This window comes from Streptomyces toyocaensis (genome assembly GCF_000725125.1).
GTDB lineage: Bacteria > Actinomycetota > Actinomycetes > Streptomycetales > Streptomycetaceae > Streptomyces > Streptomyces toyocaensis.
This window is the reverse complement of sequence record NZ_JFCB01000011.1, coordinates 133,510-156,146: the sequence shown is the minus strand read 5'-3', so window position 1 is coordinate 156,146 and position 22,637 is coordinate 133,510. Positions and strand designations below refer to the sequence as shown.

Genomic DNA, 22,637 nt, shown 5'->3' with positions numbered 1-22,637 from the left:
GGATTGTCAGACCCCCCTGCCACACTCACAGCATGGCCGACCGGTGGGCACTCGCTCCGGCCGAGGAAGGCGGCGTGGACGTCGCCCCCCTCGGTCCGGACGGGCTGCCCGCCGGTCCGGTGCGGCGGGAGGCGGATCCCGCCGAGGCCGTGCGGAGCCGTCCCGGTGTCACGCGGTGGGTGTGGCGGTCCACCGCCGAGGTCTACCCGCGCCTGCTCGCCACGGGGGTGCGAGTGGAGCGGGGATACGACATCGAGGCCGCCGAGACGCTCCTGCTCGGTCACGAAGGGCGGTACGGGGAACCCCGTTCGGCCGCGGCCGCGCTGGCCCGGCTGCGCGGCGGCCCCGTACCGCCCGATCCGCCGCAGCGCCAGGCCGAACCGGGCGCCCAGTCACCCCTCTTCGAACCCCGGGGCACCGTCCTGCCGCTGCCCGACCTGCTCGCCGTGTACGCGGAGCAGCAGCGGCGGACCGACGCCACCGCGCACCCGGGCCGGATGCGGCTGCTGACCGCGGCCGAGTCGGCGGGGATGCTGGTGGCCGCCGAGATGAACCGCGCGGGGCTGCCGTGGCGGGCGGACGTGCACCGCGCCGTGCTGCACGACCTGCTCGGCGAGCGGTACGCGGGCGGTGGCGAGCCCCGCCGGCTCGCCGAACTCGCCGACGAGGTGTCCGCGGCCTTCGGCCGCCGGGTCCGGCCCGATCTGCCGGCCGATGTGGTCAGGGCTTTCGCGCAGGCCGGGGTAAAGGTCTCCTCGACCCGCCGCTGGGAGATCGAGTCCGTCGACCACCCGGCCGTCGAACCCCTGCTCGCCTACAAGAAGCTGTACCGGATCTGGGTCGCGCACGGCTGGTCCTGGCTCCAGGACTGGGTGCGCGACGGCCGCTTCCGGCCGGAGTTCCTCGCGGGCGGGACGGTGACCGGCCGCTGGGTGACCAACGGCGGGGGCGCCCTGCAGATCCCCAAGGTGATCCGCCGCGCGGCCGTGGCCGACCCGGGCTGGCGGCTGGTCGTCGCCGACGCGGACCAGATGGAGCCGCGGGTGCTGGCGGCGATCTCCCGCGACCCGGGCCTGATGGAGGTGGCGGGCCGGGAGACGGACCTGTACCAGTCGGTGTCCGACCGCGCCTTCTCCGGCGACCGCGCACAGGCCAAGCTCGCCGTCCTCGGCGCGGTCTACGGCCAGACCTCGGGCGACGGCCTGAAGAACCTCGCCGCGCTCAGGCGCCGCTTCCCCAAGGCGGTGGCCTACGTGGACGAGGCCGCCCGCGCCGGTGAGGAGGGCCGGCTCGTACGGACCTGGCTGGGCCGCACCTGTCCGCCGGCCCCCCGGGCGACGGACGACGCGGCCCAGGAGGCGGGCATCCCGCTCGCGGAGGAGGAGCAGGCCGCCGACGCCCGGCCCTGGGTCCCGGGGTACGCCTCGGCCGACGCCCGCGCCCGTGGCCGCTTCGCCCGCAACTTCGTGGTCCAGGGCAGTGCCGCCGACTGGGCCCTGCTGCTGCTGGCCGCGCTGCGGCGGACCCTGAGCGGCATGGCGGCCGAACTCGTCTTCTTCCAGCACGACGAGGTGATCGTGCACTGTCCCGAGGAGGAGGCGGCGACCGTCGTGGAGGCGATCCGGCAGGCCGCGGACCTGGCCGGTCGTCTGACCTTCGGTGAGACACCGGTGCGGTTCCCGTTCACGGCGGCAGTGGTGGAGTGCTATGCCGACGCCAAGTGATCAGCCCGCCGGCCGGGCCCCGGCCAGCAGTTCCCGCAGTTCCTCCACCACCGCCTGTTCGTCCGTACCGTCCAGTGCGGCGAGCGCGGACCGCCACTGCTCGTACGCCTCGTTCACCCGTCCCCACTCGCGCAGCAGCAGACCGTACTGGTGACGGGCCAGACCGCCGGTGTAGTGGTCGGCGCGGGCGTCCGCGCGGCGGAGCAGTTCGGCGCACTCACGGACGGCCGGGCCGGAGCGCCCCAGCAGCCGCAGGGCCCGGACCAGGCCGAGCCGGGTCTGGGACTCGCCGTGCCAGTAGCCGTGCCCGCCGAGGATGCGCAGGCTCTCCTCGAAGTGTGGCAGGGCGGCGGCCGGTTCGCGCAGGCGCAGGTGGGCGTAGCCGATGTTGCAGTGCGCGGAGTGCTGCACGATGACCGCGCCGATCTCGTCCCCGATGGCGAGCGAGCGCCGGTGCTGCTCGATCGCGGCGCGCGGATCGGTGTGCTCGTACAGGTTCCCGAGATGGCTGCGGGTGACGGCCTCGCCGTAGGGGTCGTTCAACTGCCGTGAGTGGGCCAGGCTCTGCCGCAGCGCCTGCCCCGACTCGGGGTACCGGCCGAGCCCTTCGAGCAGCAGGCCCCGGTTGTTGAGGGAACGGCGGATCCAGGAGACGGACCCGAGCCGACGCCAGATCTCCAGCGCGCGGTCGGTGAGGGTGAGGGCGTCGTTGGTGCGGCCGGTCAGGAAGTGCAGCCCCGCGAGGTCGCTCAGCGCGTACCCCTCGGCGGCCTCGTCCCCGAGCCGCCGCGCCACCCGGAGCGCCGCCCGCCCGAGCACCTCCAGTTCGGGGACGCGGCCGCGGCGCAGGAGATAGGGGTACAGCAGGCGCAGGAGCACGGAGAGGTGGGCGTCCCGGCGGTCCGGGGCACCGTCGGCACCGGCCGCGTCACCGGCGTACCTCTCGACCAGGGCGACGATGTTCTCCAGCTCCCGGTCGCCCCAGGCGAAGGCCGCCCCGGCGTCGGCGAAGGGAGGCACGCTGTCGACCTCGTCCGGGTGCCCGGGCGGCTGGGACGGTGTCGGACGACGGCGGTCCTCCCGGTCCGGACCGGGTTCGGTGATCGCGGCGAGGACCCGTTCGGCGACGGCGGCGTACCAGCGCAGGGCGGCCCCGGCGGCGTCCTCACCGTCACCGGCGTCGGCACCGGCGCGTTCGCGGGCGAAGTCACGGACCAGGTCGTGGGGGGCGTAGCGGCCGTACGCGGTCTCCTCCACGAGGGCCACGTCGACGAGCCGGTCCAGCGCGGCCTCGGCCCGGCGGACGTCGGTGCCGGTGAGCCGGGCCAGCAGGGGGGCGCCGTAGCCGGGCAGGTCGAGGGCGCCGATGCGGCGCAGGGCGAGGGCCGCGTCGCGGTCGGTCTCGCGCTCGGAGACCATGAGCGCGTCGTGCGCGACAGCCAGCGAACGACGCACGCTCAGGTCGTCGTACTGCAGGTGGGGCAACCGGCTTTCGCTGTCGGACAGTTGCCCGGCGAGGGCGTCCGGGGTGAGTGCCCGGCGCGCGGCGAGCCGGGCCGCGACGACGCGAAGGGCCAGCGGAAGCCGCCCGGTGAGCGCCACGAGCGGATGACCGGCGTCCAGCCCGTCCCGGCCGGAGACCGCCCGCAGCAGGGCCGCGCTGTCCTCGTCGGACAGCGGGGCGAGCGGGACGCGGGCGGCGCCGTCGAGCGCGGTGAGCGGCGAACGGCTGGTGACGAGGACCGCGCAGCCCGCACCGGCCGGCAGCAGCGGCCGTACCTGCGCGGCGGTCGCGGCGTCGTCCAGCACCAGGAGCGTGCGGGTGGGCGCGAGCAGGGAGCGCAGCAACGCGGCCGCCGCGTCGGGGTCCTCCGGGATGCGGCAGGGCTCGGTACCGAGGTCGCGGAGGAGCTCGGTGAGTGCCTGGACGGGAGTGAGCGGGGCCATGCCGGGGGTCGCACCGTGCAGGTTGACGTAGAGCTGGCCGTCGCTGAAACGTCTCTTCAGGCCGTGCGCGACCTCGAGCGCGAGCGCGCTCTTGCCCACCCCGGCGGTTCCGCTGATCACGGCGACGGCGGGCAGGTCCGTGCGCGGGGCGCGGGTGAGCACACGGACCAGTTCGTCCCGTAAGTCGCCGCGGCCGGTGAAGTGGGCCGGGGCAGGGGGAAGTTGCGCGGGGCGCGGCGCGGCGACGCCATGGGGGGTGCCCGTGGGGAGGTCGCGGTCACGGCCCTGCCCGTGGCGCTGTTCCTGGCGCTGTTCCTGGCGCTGTTCCTGGCGCTGTTCCTGGCCGGGACCCAGTTCGCGCTCCTGACCGCGCACTGTGCCGCGGCCGTGGCCCTGCCCGTCCCTCCGAGCACGCTCCTGACCGCGGCCGGCGTCCTGCCCCTCACCCCGGCATGCGTCCCGGGCAGGATCGCCCTTCCCCCGCAACACCTCCACGTGGGCCTCGCGCACCTCCGGCCCCGGTTCGATGCCGAGTTCGTCCGCCAGCCGGGCCCGCAGATCGCGGTGGACCACCAGCGCCTCCGCCCGGCGGCCGGTGCGGTGCAGGGCGAGCATCAACTGACGGTGGTACGCCTCCCGCAGCGGATGCCCGGCGGCCAGCGCCGCCAGCTCGGGCACGAGGTCGGCCAGGCGCCCGCCGCCGAGGGCGAGCTCGGCGTCGTACCGCCATTCCAGGAGCAGCAGCCGTGCCTCGCACAGCCGCCGCACCAGGGCGTACCCGCCCACCTCCGGGGGCAGCCCGGTCAGCGGGCTGCCCCGCCACAGCGCGAGCGCCGCCGTACACGCGCGCATCACGCGCTCCCAGTCCCGCGCGGCGTGCGCGGCGCGGGCGGCGGCGGCGTGCGCGTCGAAGACCTGCACGTCCACCTCGCCCTCGGCGACCCGCAGCACGTACCCGGTGGGCACGGTGACCAGCCGCCCGGGGTCCTCGAGCAACCGCCGCAGCCGGGCGACGTGATTGTGCAGCGAGGGCTGCGCGGAGGCGGGCGGCGCACCGCCCCACATCGCGTCCTTCAGCACCTCCACGGAGACGACCCGCCCGGCATCGAGCAGCAACACCGCCAGCAGAACCCGCAGTTTGGGGCTGCCGATGTCCCGGACGGAACCGGGGAGGTCACCCCCGTCCCCGCCGTCGTACAGAACCGGCGCCCCCAGCAGTCCGAACCGCAGCCCGCGCCGTGTCACGCCGTACCACTGCCTTCCGGGTGACCGAACGGAGAACCATTGGCCACATGTTAGCGATCCGTTGGCACGTACTGATGTGATCACTACATCGGATCCGGCCCGGGGGCGCGCGCGTAGAACGCGCAGCTCGGGGGAGTGTCGCCGCCGCGGCCCGGTCCGGACACGAGGGCTCCCGGTCGGCGGAGGTGCGCGACCGGGCCCTCGCCCTCATCCCCGTGATCGAGTGGCCCCGCTCTGTCGCCCGCCCGTGTCGTCCGGTGGGTCAGATGACCGGCGGCCGCCCGAGCCGGGTGAGCCGCCACACCGTCCGCCAGCGCATGGCACGCCGCTCACCGGCCGGCTCTCGTAGCCCCTCCACGAACCCGCCGAACCAGGCGCGCAGTCCGTGGACCGACCGGTTCCGCAGGAGGGTGAGCAGCACCCACACCCCGAGGTGGACGGGCACGAGCACGAACGGCAGCCGCCGCCGGACCAGCCACACCCGGTTCCGCGCGGTCACCCGGAAGTAGATGGCGTGCCGGGCGGGCGAGGTCTTCGGATGCCGGAGGAGCAGTTCGGGCGCGTAGAGGATCCGCCACCCGGCGTCGACGGCGCGCCAGGCCAGGTCGGTCTCCTCGTGCGCGAAGAAGAACTCCCCGGGCCAGTCGCCGATCTCGTCGAGCATCGTCATCCGCAGCGCGTGCCCGCCTCCGAGGAAGCCGGTGACGTAGCCGCCCCTCGTCGGATCCGACTTCCCGAGCCGGGGCACGTGCCGCTGCTGGGTCTCCCCCAGCTCGTCGGCGATCCGAAACCCGACGATCCCGAGCCGTTCGTCGGCGGCGTACAGCTCCTGCACGCGGCGCAGTACGTCGGCGTCGACCAGCAGGCCGTCGTCGTCCAGCTCGACGACGACGTCCACGTCACCGAACTCCCGCAACCGCTCGATCCCCGCGTTCCGCCCGCCGGGACAGCCGAGATTCTCCTCCAGCTCGACGGTGGTGACCTCACCGGGCAGGGACAGCCGACGGGCGAACTCGGGCAGCGGACAGCCGTTCCCCACGATCACGATCCGCGCGGGCGGCACGTCCTGCTTCGCCACGGACTCCAGCAGCGCGTCCACCTCGGCCGGCCGGTTCCCCATGGTCACGACGGCGACGGCGATCCTCGGCGTCGTCTCCACGTCCTCACCCCAACTCAACCGGCTTTCCGCTGACGGGCGATGGTAGCCGTTCACGGTAAGGACGCCTCAGGTACGCGCGGCAGACCCCGCGACGTGAGCACACTCCACGTGCGGGGCGAGAGGCTGCCCGCAGGCGGTCGGCCACACGAAAAAGCCAGGCCACAACCCGTGTGACCTGGCCCTTGCCGGAGCCGCCTTCGGGATTCGAACCCGAGACCTACGCATTACGAGTGCGTTGCTCTGGCCATCTGAGCTAAGGCGGCGTGCTGTCTGCACCATGGTGCGATCAGCGACGTCGGTAAGTCTACACAGTTTCCAGGGGTGCTTCGTACCGGCCCCGGAGGCGGGCCGAGGTGGCCGCCTCCGGGGGTCGTCGCACTGCCTAGGAGCAGCGCTTTCCGTCCGTGGGCGGGGTGCCGTCGAGCAGGTAGGTGTTGATCGCGGAGTCGATGCAGGCGCTGCCGCGGCCGTAGGCGGTGTGGCCGTCGCCGTCGTAGGTGAGGAGGCGGGCCGAGGAGAGCTGGCCGGCCAGGGCCTCGGCCCAGCGGTACGGGGTCGCCGGGTCCCGGGTGGTGCCGACGACGACGATCGGGGCCGCGCCCTTCGCCTCGATGCGCTGTGCCGCCCCCGTCGCCTCCACCGGCCAGTACGCGCAGTTCAGCGAGGCCCAGGCGAGGCCCTCTCCGAAGACCGGGGACGCCTTCTCGAAATCGGGGAGGGCCCGTCGCACCTCGTCCGGGGACGCGAAGGCGGCCGGGAGGTCGAGGCAGTTCACGGCCGCGTTGGCGAACATCAGGTTGGTGTACTCGCCATCGGCATCCCGTTCGTAGTAGCTGTCCGCGAGGGCGAGGAGCCCTGACCCGTCGTTCTCCCGCATCGCCGCCGTCAGGGCCTCGCGCAGCCGCTGCCACGCCCCCTCGTCGTACATGGCGGCGATCACGCCGATCGTCGCGAGCGACTCGGTGAGCCCGCGGCCGTCCGCGTCGCCGGCCGGGACGGGGCGGGCGTCGGCCTTGGCGAAGAACGCCTTGAGCTTCTTGCCGGCACGCTCCGGAGAGGTGCCCGCGCCGCCGAGGGGACAGTCCCGATGCCGTACGCAGTCCTTCGCGAAGGCGGTGAACGCCGTGTCGAAGCCCTCCGTCTGTTCCAGGTTGAGCCGTCGCGCGGGCAGCGAGGGGTCCATCGCGCCGTCCAGGACGAGACGGCCCGCGCGGTCGGGGAACAGTCCGGCATAGGTCGCCCCGAGGAAGGTGCCGTACGAGGCGCCGACGTAGTTCAGCTTCCTGTCGCCCAGCGCCGCCCGCACGATGTCCATGTCCCGGGCCGCCTCGACGGTGGACACGTGGCGCAGCAGCTTCGGCGCGTCCGCCCCGCAGCCCTCGGCGAAGGTCTTGTACGCCGAGACGAGCGCGCCGGTCTCCTTCGCGTCGTCCGGCGTCACGTCCGTCCGCGTGTACGCGTCCATCCCGGGCCCGTCCAGGCACTCGACGGGTTCGCTGCGGGCGACTCCGCGCGGGTCGACGGCCACCATGTCGTAGCGGGCGCGCACGTCCGCCGGGTAGCCGATGCCGGCATACGCCTGGACGTAGCCGACCGCCGAACCCCCCGGGCCGCCCGGGTTGACCAGCAGGGAACCCAGGCGCTTGCCCGGCCCCGTGGCCTTCTTGCGGGTGACGGCGAGCCGGACGTCGCCGGCGGACGGCTCCGCGTAGTCGAGCGGGGCCTTCAGCGTGGCGCACTGGAAGCCGGCGGCACCGCAGTCGCGCCAGGCCGGTTTCTGCTCGTAGTACCGCGTGAGTCCCACCGGTGTGGAGCGCGGCAGAGGGGCGAGGGCCGCTGCCGCCTCCTCCGCCACGGAACTCGCCGTACGCGTCGTGCTCCCTGAGGAGCAGCCCGAAACGAGCAGCGCGACGGCGGCGAGCAGGGTGGCTCCGGTACGGGTCCTGCGAGGGGTGCGCCTTGTGTCCATACGGCGAGCGTAACTGTGTGCAACGGAATGAGTGCTCTGCGCGCACGCCGTGCCCCGTACGAGTTACCCCGTCGCGCGGCCGGAGCAGTGGGCGCCCGGCTCGTCAGCCCGCTCTGAGGGCCATCGTCATCGCCTCCACGGCGAGCAACGGGGCCACATTGCGGTCCAGGGCCTCGCCGCACGCAGCGATCGCCTCGATGCGGCGGAGCGTGGACTCCGGCGAGCTGCCGCGGGCCAGGCGCTCCAGCGCGTCCTCGGAGTCCGCGTTGGCGATGGCCACGCGGGAGCCGAGCTGGAGGGCGAGGACGTCGCGGTAGAAGCTGGTCAGGTCGCTCAGCGCGACGTCGAGGCTGTCCCGCTGGGTGCGGGTCCTGCGGCGCTTCTGCATGTCCTCCAGGTCCTTGACCACGCCCGCCGTGCCGCGCGGCAGGCGTCCGCCCTGGGCCGCGCCGAGCGCCGCCTTGAGCTCCTCGGTCTCCTTGCCGTCCGTCTCCTCGGCGAGCTGCTTGGCGTCCTCGGCGGCGGCGTCGACGAGTTCCTGGGCGGCCCTGAGCGCGCCGCCGACGTCCTCGACCCGCAGGGGCAGCTTCAGCACGGAGGCCCGGCGCGCGCGGGCGGCGGAGTCGGTGGCCAGGCGGCGGGCCCGGTCGACGTGGCCCTGGGTGGCGCGGGCGACGGAGGCGGCGACGTCCGGCTCGATGCCCTCCCGTCGGACGAGCATGTCGGCGACGGCGTCCACCGAGGGCGTGCTCAGGTTGAGGTGGCGGCAGCGGGAGCGGATCGTCGGCAGGACGTCCTCGATGGAGGGCGCGCACAGCAGCCAGACGGTGCGGGGGGCGGGCTCCTCGACGGCCTTGAGGACGGCGTTGGCGGACTTCTCGTTCAGCCGCTCGGCGTCCTCGACGAGGATCACCTGCCAGCGGCCGTTCGCCGGTGCGGTGAAGGACTTGCGGACGGTGTCGCGCATGGCCTCGACGAGGATCTGGGAGCCGACGGCGGCGATCGAGCTGACGTCGGCGTGGGTGCCGACCAGCGCGGTGTGGCAGCCGTCGCAGAAGCCGCAGCCGGGGGCTCCGCCGAGGGCGCGGTCGGGGCTGACGCACTGGAGAGCGGCGGCGAAGGCACGCGCCGCCTGGTTGCGTCCGGCGCCGGGCGGGCCGGTGAACAGCCAGGCGTGCGTCATCCTCGACGCCTCGGGCGGGGGTGTACCGGCCGCCGCGGCGGTGACGAGCGCGTCGGCGTCCCGGGCGGCGGCGGCGAGCTGATCGCTCACCCGTTCCTGCCCGACGAGGTCGTCCCACACGGTCATGGGCCGGCGCTCCCTTCCGTCGCGTCCGTCACGTCTGGCCTACGGGTCCCATTGTGCGGGTGGACACTGACAGCGGCCGCACCCGGCCGGTCAGCCGCGGGCCGTCGCCGGTACGGGGACCCGCACCCCGCCGCGGTCCGCACACCCGCTCAGCCGCGAGCCGCCGCAGGTGCAGGGAGCCGGGGACCCACCGCGGGTACGGGATCCACGACCCGCCGCGGGCCGCCCGAACCGGCCGGCCGCGAGCCGACCGCCCGGATCGGGCCGGCCGCTGCGGGCCCCGCGCCAGCGGTTCGCTGCGGGGCCGGTCAGCGCCGGCGGTTCGCTGCGGGGCCGGTCAGCGCCGGCGGCCCCGGCCGCCGCTCCGGCCGCCGCCCTCGTCGTCGCCGTGCTCGTCGTCGTGACGGCCGAGGAGTTCGTCCGCCAGGCTCGGCAGGTCGTCGAGCGGGGTCTCCTCCGCCCAGTCGGAGCGCTGCCGGCGCCGGCGCGGCGCGCGCTCCGGGTCGACCTGCGGCAGCTCGCGCGTGCGGTCCAGCGGGCCGCCGGAGTCACCGGGTCCGGCGGATCCGCCCGCCGGGCGCTCGTCCTGGAAATAGCCGGGCGGAACCCGGTCCGCGGGCGCCGGCCCGTCATCGCGCACCGGCGGGAGCACGGCGGTCTCGTCCGCCGCGCCCGGCGGCACGGGCGGGAGGACCGCCGTCTCGTCCGTCGCCCCCGGCGGGACCTGCGGCCTGGGCAGTTCGGTCGTGACCTCGGCTTCGGAAACCCCGGCACCGGACCGCCCCGACCGCTGCCCGGTGTCCTCGTCCGGCACCCGTGGCAGCGCGGCCGTCTCGTCCACGGGCCCGCCCGCGGCGTTCGTCGGCGTCACCACCGGCGTCGGCACGGTCAGCGCGTCGTCGGCCCCCGGCCGGGACGCCCCGGGGCCGTCGGGCCCACCCGTCGGCTTCGGTCCCGCCTTCGGTTCCGCCTTCGGTCCCGCTTCCGCCGCGGCCGCCGCCCGTTCGGCCAGCCGCCGGGCCTCCTCCGCACGCAGCAGCGCCTCCTCGGCCCTGCGCTGCTTCTCCAGGCGCAGCGCCTCGGCCTCGGCGTGCAGCCGCGCCTCCTCCTCGGCCTGCTTGCGCCGGCGTTCCTCCTCGGCCCTGCGGCGGGCCTCCTCCTCGGCGCGCGCCTTCTCCTCGGCGAGCAGCCGCTGACGCTCCTCCTCGGCACGCCGCCGCGCCTCCTCGGCGCGCTGCCGGGCCTCCTCCGCCTGCCGTTCGGCCTCGCGCCGCTGCGCCTCCTCCAGCTCGCGCCGCTTGCGCTCCTCCTCCTCGGCGCGCAGCCGCGCCAGCTGCTCCTGGCGCTCGCGCTCCAGGCGCTCCTCCTCGGCCTTGCGGGCCGCCTCCTCCTCCGCCTTGCGGCGGGCCTCCTCCTCGGCCCTGCGGCGGGCTTCCTCGCGGGCCCGGATCTCGGCCTCGGACAGCGGCAGCACCTGGTCGAGCCGGTGCCGGATCACCGTGGTGACCGACTCCGGCTCCTGACCGGCGTCGACCACCAGGTAGCGGCCGGGGTCGGCGGCGGCCAGCGTGAGGAATCCGGCCCGCACGCGCGCGTGGAACTCGGCCGGCTCCGACTCCAGCCGGTCCGGCGCCTCGGTGAAGCGTTCCCGCGCCGTCTCCGGCGCCACGTCCAGCAGTACCGTCAGATGCGGGACGAGGCCGTCGGTCGCCCAGCGGTTGATGCGGGCGATCTCGGTCGGCGACAGGTCCCGCCCGGCGCCCTGGTAGGCGACGGAGGAGTCGATGTAGCGGTCGGAGATGACGACCGCGCCGCGCTCCAGGGCGGGCCGTACGACGGTGTCGATGTGCTCCGCGCGGTCCGCGGCGTACAGCAGGGCCTCCGCGCGGTGCGAGAGCCCGGCGCTGGAGACGTCCAGCAGGATCGAGCGCAGCCGCTTGCCGACGGGGGTGGCACCGGGCTCGCGGGTGAGGACGACCTCGTGTCCCTTGTCCCTGATCCACTCGGCGAGGGCTTCGGCCTGGGTGGACTTGCCGGCGCCGTCGCCGCCCTCCAGGGCGATGAAGAAGCCGGAGGCGGCGGGCGTCTGCTCGGGGTCGTCGCCGCCGAGCAGCGCGTCACGCAGGTCCTGCCGCAGCGGCACCCCCGAGCGGTCGTCGACCTTGGCCAGCACCAGCGCGGCCACCGGCAGCAGCAGCGCGCCGACCAGCATCAACGTGAACGCGGCACCGCCGTGCGCGAAGACGAACCGGCCGTTCTCCAGCCGGTGCGGTCCGATGGCCGCGGCGACCAGCGGGGCGGCCACCGCGCCGAGCGCCACCAGGACCCGGACCACGGCGTGCAGGTGCTCCGTCGTACGGACCCGGCGCTGCTCCTCGGTCTCCTGGTCGAGCAACGTGTGCCCGGTGTGGGCGGCGATCCCCGCACCGGTACCGGCCAGTGCCATGATCAGCAGCACACTGGTGACGTCCGGCACGAGTCCGGCTGCCAGCAGCGCGAGACCGGTGAAGGCGAGGGCGAGCGCGAGCAGCCGGCGTCGCGACAGGCCCGGCAGCAGGGCGGGCGCCGTACGGATGCCGACGACGACACCGCCGGTCAGCGCGGCGACCAGCAGGCCGTAGAGCACGGGGCCGCCGCCCAGGTCCTTGGCGTGCAGTACCGACACGGCGACGGCGGCCGACACCGCGGCGGCGACGGACGCGGAGGCGAACACCAGGAGCGCCAGCGCGCCCGTACGGCCCTTGTCGGATCCGGCGGCGCTCTTCGGGCGGCGCAGGCCCTCCAGCGGCGACCTCGGGCGGGGGGTGCGGGTGCCGGGCAGTTCCAGGAAGGTGACGACGGACAGGGACGCGGCGAACAGTCCGGCCGCGACGTAGGAGGCGAGGGCGGCCCGGTGCTCGCCGAACCATTCGATGCCCGTGCCGAGCAGGTTGTTCAGCAGGGCGGCGACGACGAGCGCGACGGCCGCGAGCGGTATCGCCACGAAGTTCGTGCGCAGCGACAGGCGGCGCAGCGCGTCCATGTGGTCGGGCAGCGGCCGGACGGTCGCGCCCTCCGGGGGCGGCGCGGGCAGCAGGGCGGGCGCGGCGCCCTCCCGGCACACCGTCCAGAACCGTTCGGCGACACCGGTCACGAAGGCGGTGACGAGGAGGGCGGCCAGTGCGTTCCCGGGTGTCCAGTCGATCCACAGCGGCGCCACGATCAGCAGCGCCGCGCGCAGTCCGTCGGCGCCGACCATGGTCCAGCGGCGGTCCAGCGGCCCGTCCTGCGAGGTGAGCGAGGTGAGCGGGCCGAGGAGCACGGCGCCGAACAGCAGGATCGCCAGGATGCGCACCCCGAAAACGGTCGCCACTGCGAACGCGGCGCCCCGGTACCCACCGCCGAACGCCCCCTCGGCGACAGCCGCCTGAAGGGCGAGCAGGACCAGCACCAGGAGGGCGAGGACGTCACCCACCCCGCCCACCAGTTGTGCGCTCCACAACCGTTTCAGCTGCGGTCGGCGCAGCAGGGCGCGGACGGCACGCTCGCGGGAGTCCGCGACAAGGGCGTCGTCAGGGGCCGGTTGAGGGGCCGTAGGCTGCTCGGCTCGCGTCATGCGTTCAGCCTATCGGCCCGCGTCGGCACCACGGGCGCGACGCGCCTGACATGCACACGCCCCGGCAGCAATGAACTGCCGGGGCGTTCGCATTCCGAACGCCGGGCGAAGGCCGCCCGGCGTCAGTTGGAAGAGGTCAGTCCTCCGCGCCGTTCGAGGCGGTCGCCTTCCTGGCGGCGGTCTTCTTCGCCGTCGTCTTCGCGGCCGTCGTCTTCTTCGCCGCGGTCTTCTTCGCGGCCGTCGCCTTCTTCGCCGGCGCCTTCTTGGCCGCCGCCTTCTTGGTGGCCTTCTTCGCGGTCTTCTTGGCGGGGGACTTCGCCCGCTTCTCGGCGAGCAGCTCGAACCCGCGCTCCGGCGTGATCGTCTCGACGCTGTCGCCGGAGCGCAGGGTCGCATTGGTCTCGCCGTCGGTGACGTACGGACCGAAGCGGCCGTCCTTCACCACGACCGGCTTCTCGCTGACGGGGTCGGTGCCCAGCTCCTTAAGCGGCGGCTTGGCCGCGGCACGGCCACGCTGCTTGGGCTGGGCGTAGATCGCCAGCGCCTCCTCCAGCGTGATCGTGAAGAGCTGTTCCTCGGACTGCAGCGACCGCGAGTCGGTGCCCTTCTTCAGGTACGGGCCGTAGCGGCCGTTCTGCGCGGTGATCTCCTGGCCCTCGGCGTCCGTGCCGACCACGCGCGGCAGGGACATCAGCCGGAGCGCGTCGTCGAGGGTCACCGTGTCCAGGGACATCGACTTGAAGAGGGAGGCGGTACGCGGCTTGACCGCGTTCTTGCCGGTCTTCGGAGTGCCCTCGGGAAGGACCTCGGTGACGTACGGACCGTAGCGGCCGTCCTTGGCGACGATCGTGTGACCGGTCGCCGGGTCGGCGCCCAGCTCGAAGTCTCCGCTCGGCTTGGCGAGCAGTTCCTCGGCGAGCTCGACGGTCAGCTCGTCGGGCGCCAGGTCGTCCGGGATGTCGGCGCGCTGGTGCTGCTCGGTGTCCTTCTCGCCGCGCTCGATGTACGGGCCGTAGCGCCCGACCCGCAGCACGATGCCGCTGCCCACGGGGAACGACGACACCTCGCGCGCGTCGATCGCTCCCAGGTCCGTCACCAGCTCCTTGAGGCCGCCGAGGTGGTCCCCGTCGCCGTTGCCCGCCTCGGCCGCGCCGCCGTTGCCCGTGCCCTCACCGAAGTAGAAGCGCTTGAGCCACGGCACGGCCCGCGCCTCGCCGCGCGCGATGCGGTCGAGGTCGTCCTCCATCTTCGCGGTGAAGTCGTAGTCGACGAGCCGGCCGAAGTGCTTCTCCAGCAGGTTGACCACGGCGAAGGACAGGAAGGACGGCACCAGGGCCGTGCCCTTCTTGAACACGTAACCGCGGTCGAGGATCGTGCCGATGATCGACGCGTACGTCGACGGGCGGCCGATCTCCCGCTCCTCCAGCTCCTTGACCAGCGACGCCTCGGTGTAGCGGGCCGGGGGCTTGGTGGCGTGCCCGTCGACCGTGATCTCCTCGGCCGACAGCGCGTCACCCTCGGCGACCTGCGGCAGCCGGCGCTCGCGGTCGTCGAGCTCGGCGTTGGGGTCGTCGGCGCCCTCGACGTACGCCTTCAGGAAGCCGTGGAAGGTGATCGTCTTGCCGGACGCGCTGAACTCGACGTCCCGGCCGTCGGCGGCCGTGCCGCCGATCTTCACGGTCACCGAGTTGCCGGTGGCGTCCTTCATCTGCGAGGCGACGGTCCGCTTCCAGATCAGCTCGTACAGCTTGAACTGGTCACCGGTCAGCCCGGTCTCGGCGGGCGTGCGGAAACGGTCACCCGAGGGACGGATCGCCTCGTGCGCCTCCTGCGCGTTCTTGACCTTGCCCGCGTAGGTGCGCGGCTGCGGCGGCAGGTAGTCGGCGCCGTACAGCTGCGTGACCTGGGCGCGGGCGGCGGCCACCGCCGTCTCGCTCAGGGTCGTCGAGTCCGTACGCATGTAAGTGATGTAGCCGTTCTCGTACAGCTTCTGCGCGATCTGCATGGTGGCCTTCGCGCCGAAGCCGAGCTTGCGGCTCGCCTCCTGCTGCAGCGTCGTCGTACGGAACGGGGCGTACGGCGAGCGGCGGTACGGCTTGGACTCGACGGAACGCACGGCGAACCGCGCGTCCTCCAGGGCCGCGGCCAAGGCGCGGGCCTCCGCCTCGTCGAGGTGGAGGGTGTTCGCGCTCTTCAGCTGTCCCAGGGAGTCGAAGTCGCGGCCCTGCGCGACCCGGCGCCCGTCGACGGACTGCAGGCGCGCGACCAGCGACGACGGGTCCGTGCGGTCGCCCTCGCGGCCCGTCGCGAAGGTGCCGGTGAGGTCCCAGTACTCGGCGGAACGGAACGCCATGCGCTCACGTTCCCGCTCCACCACCAGCCGGGTGGCGACGGACTGGACCCGGCCGGCGGACAGCCGGGGCATGACCTTCTTCCACAGGACCGGCGAGACCTCGTAGCCGTAGAGGCGGTCGAGGATGCGGCGGGTCTCCTGGGCGTCGACCAGCTTCTGGTTGAGCTGGCGCGGGTTGGCCACGGCCGCGCGGATCGCGTCCTTGGTGATCTCGTGGAAGACCATCCGCTTGACCGGGATCTTCGGCTTGAGCACTTCCTGCAGGTGCCACGCGATGGCCTCGCCCTCGCGGTCCTCATCGGTGGCGAGGAAGAGCTCGTCGGACTCCTTCAGCAGGTCCTTGAGCTTCTTGACCTGGGCGCGCTTGTCCGCGTTGACCACATAGATCGGCTGGAAGTCATGATCGACGTCCACGCCGAGTCGGCGGACTTCGCCGGTGTACTTCTCGGGCACCTCCGCGGCGCCGTTGGGAAGGTCGCGAATGTGCCCGACGCTCGCCTCGACGATGTAGCCGGGGCCCAGATAGCCCTTGATCGTCTTCGCCTTGGCAGGCGACTCGACGATGACGAGTCGGCGGCCGCCGTTCGCGGTCTCGCTGGTCGGGGACAACTTCGCTCTTCTCTCCGGTCGACGCTGGGGCCTCCCCAGGCGATCTCCCCGGGGTCGGGTCATGGTGACGCTGCGGAGTGTGACGGTACATCCCGCCCCCGTGTCAAACGGGAAAAGCCCGCAACGGCCACTCGAACGGTAACCCGACTACCACCGTTCCTGCCGCCCGGAGTGTCCAGACTCCGCCCGCCCTCATGCGGAGCGCAACGTGTCGGTTACCGCGAGCGGCCGGTGTTCCCCGCTCGTCAGAGGCGGGTGAAGCACCACGCGCCGAGGGCCAGGGCGGTCACCGCGACGAGCCCCGCGACGGTGACGGATGCGACGGGGCTCACACCCTGGGCCACCGGACGGTGCTGCCGTGCGCGTGTCACGGTCCAGGCCAGCAATGTGGCTCCGAACAGGCAGAACACCATTCCCGCGAAGATCGCCGGTCCGCTCTCCATGTCCCCCGAGCTCCCCTTTCCCGTCCTTCGGCACCGGCCCGGGCGTGACGCTTCCACGCCCGGGCGGCGTGCGGGCGAACCGGAGGTGAACGTGAGGGCCACGGGCCGCAGCGACACGACCGGAACCGGTCCCTCAGGCCCGTCGGCAGAAATTCCGGATCCCTGGGAAAGGCGCGCGGAGCCACCGGTGCCTATGGGAACGACGCGACTCATGACAGCAAAGTGACACCTGAGGCCGACCGGACCCGCCGCCCCGCCCCCCGGTGTCAGCCCACCGGCTCCAGGAAGCCCTGTTCCACCAGCGAACGGATCTGGGCCGGCGTACGGTCGCGCAGCAGTACCGGGTCCTCACCCAGGAGCTGGGCGATGGCGTCCAGGATCCGGCCCGCGCCCATGGTGCCGTCGCACACGCCGGCGAAGCCCGCGCCGATCGTGTCCACCTTGGTGGCCCGGCGCATCCCGCGGTTCTGCCGCAGGACGACGTGCTCCGGGTCCTCGGCGCCGGGCATCCCGACCTGCTCCTGCACGACCTCGGCGGCCAGCGCGAAGCGCGCTTCCAGCAGCGCCGCGTCGTCGTGCGCCCGCAGATAGTCGATCCGGTCGAAGTGCGCCCGGACCGTCTCGCCGAGCGGCTGCTCGACCGGGTGCGGCCACTCCTCCACCGTGACCGACTCCGCGGCGGAGCCCGACTTGCGCAGCGTGATCCAGCCGAAGCCGACCGCTCTCACCTTGCGCGCCTCGAACTCGTCCAGCCACGCGTCGTACCGCGCCAGGTACTCGGCCCGGTCGCCGCGGTGGTCGCCGGCGTCCCTCAGCCACAGCTCGGCGTACTGGGTGATGTCCTGCACCTCGCGCTGCACGATCCAGGCGTCGCACCCGCGGGGCACCCACGACCTGAGCCGGTCCTGCCAGTCCTCCCCCTCGACGTGCTGCCAGTTGGCGAGGAACTGCGCGAACCCTCCCTCGTTCAGCCGTTCCCCCGCTTCCTGAACGATCGTGCGGCACAGATCGTCCCCGCCCATCCCGCCGTCGCGGTAGGTGAGCCGGGCGCCCGGGGAGATCACGAAGGGTGGGTTGGAGACGATCAGGTCGTACGTCTCGTCGTCCCGGACCGGCGTGAACAGCGACCCTTCGCGCAGATCGGCGGCCGGAGCCCCGGACAGGGCCAGGGTGAGCGCGGTGATGTGCAGCGCGCGCGGGTTCACGTCCGTGGCCGTCACGCGCGTGGCGTGCCGGGCTGCGTGCAGCGCCTGGATGCCGGAGCCGGTGCCGACGTCGAGCGCGGAGGCCACGGGCGTGCGGACGGTGATGCCGGCCAGGGTCGTGGACGCACCTCCGACGCCGAGGACCACGCCCTCGTCGCGGCTGCCGATGCCCCCGGCGCCGCCGACCGCGCACCCGAGGTCGGACACCACGAACCAGTCCTCACCGGCGGGCCCGCCGTACGGCCGTACGTCCACGGCCGCGGCGAGCTCGTCCGCGCCGACGCGCGTCAGCCACCCGCTCTCCAGGCAGACGTCCACGGGCAGGACCTCCGCCACGCGCGCCTGCGGCACCGGCTGCCGCAACAGGAAGAGCCGTACGAGCGTCTCCAGCGGGGTGTCCCCGCGGGTGGCCCTGAGGGCGGGCACGGTCTCGCTGCGGGCCAGCGCCGCGTACGCGGGGGCGCCGAGCAGTTCGAGCAGTCCGTCGGCGGTGAAGGAGGCCCCGAGCAGGGCGTCGCGCAACCGCGCGGCGGCTTCGGGGCGGTCGGACGAGGGCAGGGGCGGCAGGCTGGCGTCACTCACGCCCTCCATTGTGGCCGCCGCCCCCCTTCCCGCGCGCCCCGCGGCAGCGTCCCGGGGCGCTTCGTCGCCGACGCGGCGTCAGCTCTTGGTGGCCCCGGCCGACGCGGTGGCCGTCTGGCAGCTCGGCTGCCGGGACATCGCCTCGCCGACCTCGCCCTCCTCCAGGGTGCTCAGGGCGTCGTTGCCGCTCTTGCTCAGCTTGTCCAGCTCGGCGGCGATGTCCTTGAGCCCGTCGGCGAACTCCGCCTGGTCGTCGGTGTCGAGGCCGTCGACCTGCTTCCTCAGGGAGGCGTACGACGCGGAGATGCCGTTGAGCTCCTTGACCGCGTCCGTCTGCTTCTTCTCGCCGTCCTCGACGTCCGGCGGGCCGGCCTTGTTCACGGCGGCACCGATCGCCTTGTAGGCGTCGGACATGTCCTGGAAGGCCTTCGAATCGGCCTTCTGGACCTCTTCCGGCGTGCTGTTGTCCGAGGTCTCCTTCTGGATCGCCGCGTTGGCCGACTTGATCTTCGCGGCCTGCGGCTGCACCGAGTCGCAGACCTCCTTCGCCCAGGAGTCGAGCTTCTCGTTGCTGTCGTCGCCGCCGCATCCCGTCAGCGCCAGTACCAGTACCGCACCGCCGGACAGTGCGGCCGCGAGCTTCTTGTTCACCGGATTGGTCCCTTCCATGGCCTTCGGCCCCGGAACATACACGCCGGATGGACTACACCCACCCGCCGAAGGTCCGTTAAGAAACTTTTGAATCCGTTTGCACCAAGCGAGAGAAGGCTCACGGCCGAAGTGCGGACATCGGCAACGGGCGGACGGCGCTCCCCTGCGCGCCGTCCGCCCGCACCGTGATCCGGTGTTCGCCCTCCGCTGCTAGGAAACCACCGCCGGATCGGGCGACTTGGGTTCCGGCTCGGAGTTGTCCTCGTCGCCCACGGCGATGCCGCGCCGCTTGGAGACGTACACCGCGCCGACGATCACGACCAGCGCCAGCACCGCGATGAGCACCCGCATCCCGACGCTCTTGTCCGCGCCGTAGGAGAACTCGATGACCGCGGGCGCGATGAGCAGCGCCACCAGGTTCATCACCTTCAGCAGGGGGTTGATCGCGGGTCCGGCGGTGTCCTTGAAGGGGTCGCCGACGGTGTCGCCGATGACGGTGGCCGCGTGGGCCTCGCTGCCCTTGCCACCGTGGTGGCCGTCCTCGACGAGTTTCTTCGCGTTGTCCCAGGCGCCACCGGAGTTGGCGAGGAACACCGCCATCAGCGTGCCCGCGCCGATCGCGCCGGCGAGGAAGGCGCCCAGGGCGCCCACGCCGAGGGTGAAACCGATGAAGATGGGCGCCATCACGGCGAGCAGACCGGGCGTGGCGAGTTCGCGCAGGGCGTCCTTGGTGCAGATGTCGACGACCTTGCCGTACTCCGGTTTCTCGCTGTAGTCCATGATCCCGGGCTTCTCGCGGAACTGCCGCCGCACCTCGTAGACCACCGAACCCGCCGACCGCGACACCGCGTTGATCGCCAGTCCCGAGAACAGGAAGACGACCGCCGCGCCCGCGATCAGACCGACGAGGTTGTTGGGCTGGGAGATGTCCATCATCAGGCTCAGCGGCGCGCCCTCGCCGCTGAGCTGCTCGCCCACATCCCTCGCGCCGGTGGTGATGGCGTCCCGGTACGAGCCGAACAGCGCCGCCGCCGCCAGGACCGCCGTGGCGATCGCGATGCCCTTGGTGATGGCCTTGGTGGTGTTGCCGACCGCGTCCAGGTGGGTGAGCACCTGGGCCCCCGCGCCCTCGACGTCGCCGGACATCTCGGCGATGCCCTGCGCGTTGTCGGAGACCGGGCCGAAGGTGTCCATGGCGACGATGACACCGACCGTGGTGAGCAGGCCGGTCCCGGCCAGTGCCACCGCGAACAGCGCCAGCATGATCGACGTACCCCCGAGGAGGAACGCCCCGTAGACGCCGAGGCCGATCAACAAGGCGGTGTAGACGGCCGATTCCAGGCCGACGGAGACACCGGCGAGGACTACGGTCGCCGGGCCGGTGAGCGAGGACTTGCCGATGTCCCGGACGGGACGCCGGGTGGTCTCGGTGAAGTAGCCCGTGAGCTGCTGGATGAGCGCGGCGAGCACGATGCCGATGGCCACCGCGACGAGCGCGAGGACCCGCGGGTCGCCGCTCCTGCCCAGGATCGCGTCGTCGGTGACACCGTCCAGATCGGCGTACGACGACGGCAGATAGACGAACACGGCGATCGCGACCAGGACGAGCGAGATCACCGCGGAGATGAAGAACCCGCGGTTGATCGCGCTCATGCCGCTGCGGTCGGCGCGCCTCGGCGCCACGGCGAAGATGCCGATCATGGCGGTGACGACACCGATCGCCGGCACCAGCAACGGGAACGCCAGTCCCGCGTCGCCGAACGCCGCCGAGCCCAGGATCAGCGCGGCCACCAGGGTCACGGCATACGACTCGAAGAGGTCGGCCGCCATGCCCGCGCAGTCGCCGACGTTGTCGCCCACGTTGTCGGCGATGGTCGCGGCATTGCGCGGATCGTCCTCCGGAATGCCCTGCTCGACCTTGCCGACCAGGTCGGCGCCGACGTCGGCGGCCTTGGTGAAGATGCCGCCGCCGACCCGCATGAACATCGCGATCAGCGCGGCACCCAGGCCGAACCCCTCGAGCACCTTCGGCGCGTCGGCCGCGTACACGAGCACCACGCAGGAGGCGCCCAGCAGACCGAGGCCCACGGTGAACATGCCGACGACACCGCCCGTGCGGAAAGCGATCTTCATCGCTCTGTGCGAGACGGCGGTGAGATCCTTCTCCGGCTCACCCTCGGCCGGAGTGGCTTCGCGCGCCGCCGCGGCGACCCGCACATTGGTGCGCACGGCGAGCCACATACCGATATAGCCGGTGGCCGCCGAGAACGCCGCTCCGATCAAGAAGAAGACCGACCGTCCGGCACGCTGATTCCAGTCGTCCGCGGGCAGCAGCATGAGCAGGAAGAACACGACGACGGCGAATACGCCGAGGGTGCGCAGCTGACGGGCCAGATAGGCGTTCGCGCCCTCCTGGACCGCTGCCGCGATCTTCTTCATGCTGTCGGTGCCCTCGCCGGCCGCGAGCACCTGGCGCACCAGGACTCCCGCGACCACGAGCGCCGCCAGCGCGACGACCCCGATGACCACCACGAGCAGGCGGTTGTCGTCGGTCAGCACGGCCGCCGCGAGGGATGTGGTGTGGCCCGACTCGTATGAGATGGAAAGCCCCGCCATTCGTCCTCCTTGACGCTTGGGCTGAGCTCAAGATGTGGACGGGATTGTAGGTACCGGAACCTGATCAAAACAGAGCGCGCGAAATACAAATGGCCTGCGCGCACTCTTCCCATTGATCGTCGGGCGGCCAGTCGCCCGAAATCGGTAATGCCTTTGAGGCATTCACGTGACCGAAATTCCAGGACGCCGGTCGATCGTGAAGTAATTCACGCGATCAACCGCTCGTGACCACTGTAAGGGCGAGCACCGGCACCCGCACATGCCGAAGGGCCCCACTCGTGGGGCCCTTCGGGTGAAAAAGTCGCCGTACGGGTGAACCGGTCAGGCGAGGAGAGTGGCCGGCGGCACGGTGGGCCACCTCATGCGGATCGATCCGCCGTGCTCCCCGGCGCTGACCTCGACGTCGTCGACGAGACCGCTGATGACCGCGAGGCCCATCTGGTCCTCCTCGGTCTCCATGTCCGCGTCGCCGGGTCCGTCACCCGCGCGTCCGCCGGGGACCGCGTGGGGCGCCTCGTCGCCGACCTCGATGGAGAACTGCTTCTCCTCCTCGATCAGCAGCACCTTCACGGGCGACGAGATGCCGCCGTGCTGGTGCAGTCCCACGGCCCTGCTGCACGCCTCGCCGACGGCGAGGCGGACCTCGTCGAGGACGGCCTCGTCCACTCCGGCCCTGCGCGCCACCGCCGCCGCCACGAGACGGGCGGTCCTGACATGCTCCGGCAGCGCGCTGAAGCGGAGTTCAACGGTGGCCATGCATCCCCCTCGCAACTACGGGCGTGCTGTGGAGAGGCCGGGCCGCCGAACGCCCGGCCCTCCTCGTGGTTCTCTTCCGCCGCCCGGGCGCCACGGCCCAGGAGCGTGGTGGTCAGTCGGTGGCCGCCACCGCTTCCTCGACCGAGGTGTGGATCGGGAACACCTTGGTGAGGCCGGTAATACGGAAGATCTTGAGAATGCGCTCCTGGTTGCAGACCAGGCGCAGCGAGCCCTCATGGGCTCGAACCCGCTTCAGGCCGCCGACCAGCACGCCGAGTCCGGTGGAGTCGAGGAAGTCCACACCTTCCATGTCGACGACAAGGTGGAAACTGCCGTCGTTCACCAGCTCGACCAGCTGCTCGCGCAGCTTGGGCGCGGTATATACGTCGATTTCGCCACCGACCCTGACGATCGTGCGATCGCCCATGGTCTCGGTCGACAGGGACAGGTCCACGGATCCTCCAGCACCTAGCT

13 protein-coding genes and 1 tRNA gene are annotated in these 22,637 nt (G+C 72.8%); 1 reads left to right on the top strand and 13 read right to left on the bottom strand.

Going from position 1 to position 22,637, the window contains the following annotated elements; all coding sequences use genetic code 11:
- Window positions 1–32: 32 nt before the first annotated feature.
- A complete protein-coding gene (locus BU52_RS14850; protein ID WP_037933762.1) occupies window positions 33–1,724 on the top strand; it encodes a bifunctional 3'-5' exonuclease/DNA polymerase in 1,692 nt (563 codons plus the stop codon).
- Here BU52_RS14850 and BU52_RS14845 read toward each other — a convergent pair whose 3' ends face one another.
- The 13 genes from BU52_RS14845 to bldG form a co-directional block, all read right to left on the bottom strand.
- Window positions 1,725–4,916, bottom strand: a complete 3,192-nt coding sequence (locus BU52_RS14845) for an AfsR/SARP family transcriptional regulator (RefSeq protein WP_037933760.1) — start codon at window positions 4,914–4,916, stop codon at window positions 1,725–1,727. It abuts the gene before it with no gap.
- 262 nt (window positions 4,917–5,178) lie between these two features.
- Window positions 5,179–6,075 carry a glycosyltransferase family 2 protein gene (locus BU52_RS14840; RefSeq protein ID WP_037933758.1) on the bottom strand — a complete coding sequence of 299 codons (897 nt, stop codon included), beginning with the start codon at window positions 6,073–6,075 and terminating at the stop codon, window positions 5,179–5,181.
- Between the two features lie 189 nt (window positions 6,076–6,264).
- Window positions 6,265–6,338, bottom strand: a tRNA-Thr gene (locus BU52_RS14835).
- 119 nt (window positions 6,339–6,457) lie between these two features.
- Window positions 6,458–8,044 carry an alpha/beta hydrolase gene (locus BU52_RS14830; RefSeq protein WP_037933757.1) on the bottom strand — a complete coding sequence of 529 codons (1,587 nt, stop codon included), beginning with the start codon at window positions 8,042–8,044 and terminating at the stop codon, window positions 6,458–6,460.
- Window positions 8,045–8,147: 103 nt separating this feature from the next.
- On the bottom strand, window positions 8,148–9,353 hold the full coding sequence (locus BU52_RS14825) for a DNA polymerase III subunit delta' (protein ID WP_037933755.1): 1,206 nt from the start codon (window positions 9,351–9,353) through the stop codon (window positions 8,148–8,150).
- Window positions 9,354–9,690: 337 nt separating this feature from the next.
- A complete protein-coding gene (tmk, locus tag BU52_RS14820; protein ID WP_037933752.1) occupies window positions 9,691–12,948 on the bottom strand; it encodes a dTMP kinase in 3,258 nt (1,085 codons plus the stop codon).
- A 136-nt stretch (window positions 12,949–13,084) separates the two neighbouring features.
- Window positions 13,085–15,910 carry a type I DNA topoisomerase gene (topA, locus tag BU52_RS14815; protein ID WP_037933747.1) on the bottom strand — a complete coding sequence of 942 codons (2,826 nt, stop codon included), beginning with the start codon at window positions 15,908–15,910 and terminating at the stop codon, window positions 13,085–13,087.
- A 245-nt stretch (window positions 15,911–16,155) separates the two neighbouring features.
- On the bottom strand, window positions 16,156–16,353 hold the full coding sequence (locus BU52_RS14810; protein ID WP_037933744.1) for a hypothetical protein: 198 nt from the start codon (window positions 16,351–16,353) through the stop codon (window positions 16,156–16,158).
- Window positions 16,354–16,619: 266 nt separating this feature from the next.
- On the bottom strand, window positions 16,620–18,149 hold the full coding sequence (locus BU52_RS14805) for a DUF7059 domain-containing protein (RefSeq protein ID WP_200881193.1): 1,530 nt from the start codon (window positions 18,147–18,149) through the stop codon (window positions 16,620–16,622).
- Window positions 18,150–18,218: 69 nt separating this feature from the next.
- Window positions 18,219–18,809, bottom strand: a complete 591-nt coding sequence (locus tag BU52_RS14800) for a hypothetical protein (RefSeq protein WP_037933742.1) — start codon at window positions 18,807–18,809, stop codon at window positions 18,219–18,221.
- Window positions 18,810–19,001: 192 nt separating this feature from the next.
- Complete coding sequence (locus BU52_RS14795) at window positions 19,002–21,407, bottom strand: sodium-translocating pyrophosphatase (RefSeq protein ID WP_037933740.1); 2,406 nt, start codon at window positions 21,405–21,407, stop codon at window positions 19,002–19,004.
- A 321-nt stretch (window positions 21,408–21,728) separates the two neighbouring features.
- Window positions 21,729–22,163 carry an ATP-binding protein gene (locus tag BU52_RS14790; protein ID WP_037933739.1) on the bottom strand — a complete coding sequence of 145 codons (435 nt, stop codon included), beginning with the start codon at window positions 22,161–22,163 and terminating at the stop codon, window positions 21,729–21,731.
- A 112-nt stretch (window positions 22,164–22,275) separates the two neighbouring features.
- Complete coding sequence (bldG, locus tag BU52_RS14785; protein WP_003991900.1) at window positions 22,276–22,617, bottom strand: anti-sigma factor antagonist BldG; 342 nt, start codon at window positions 22,615–22,617, stop codon at window positions 22,276–22,278.
- Between the last annotated feature and the right edge of the window lie 20 nt (window positions 22,618–22,637).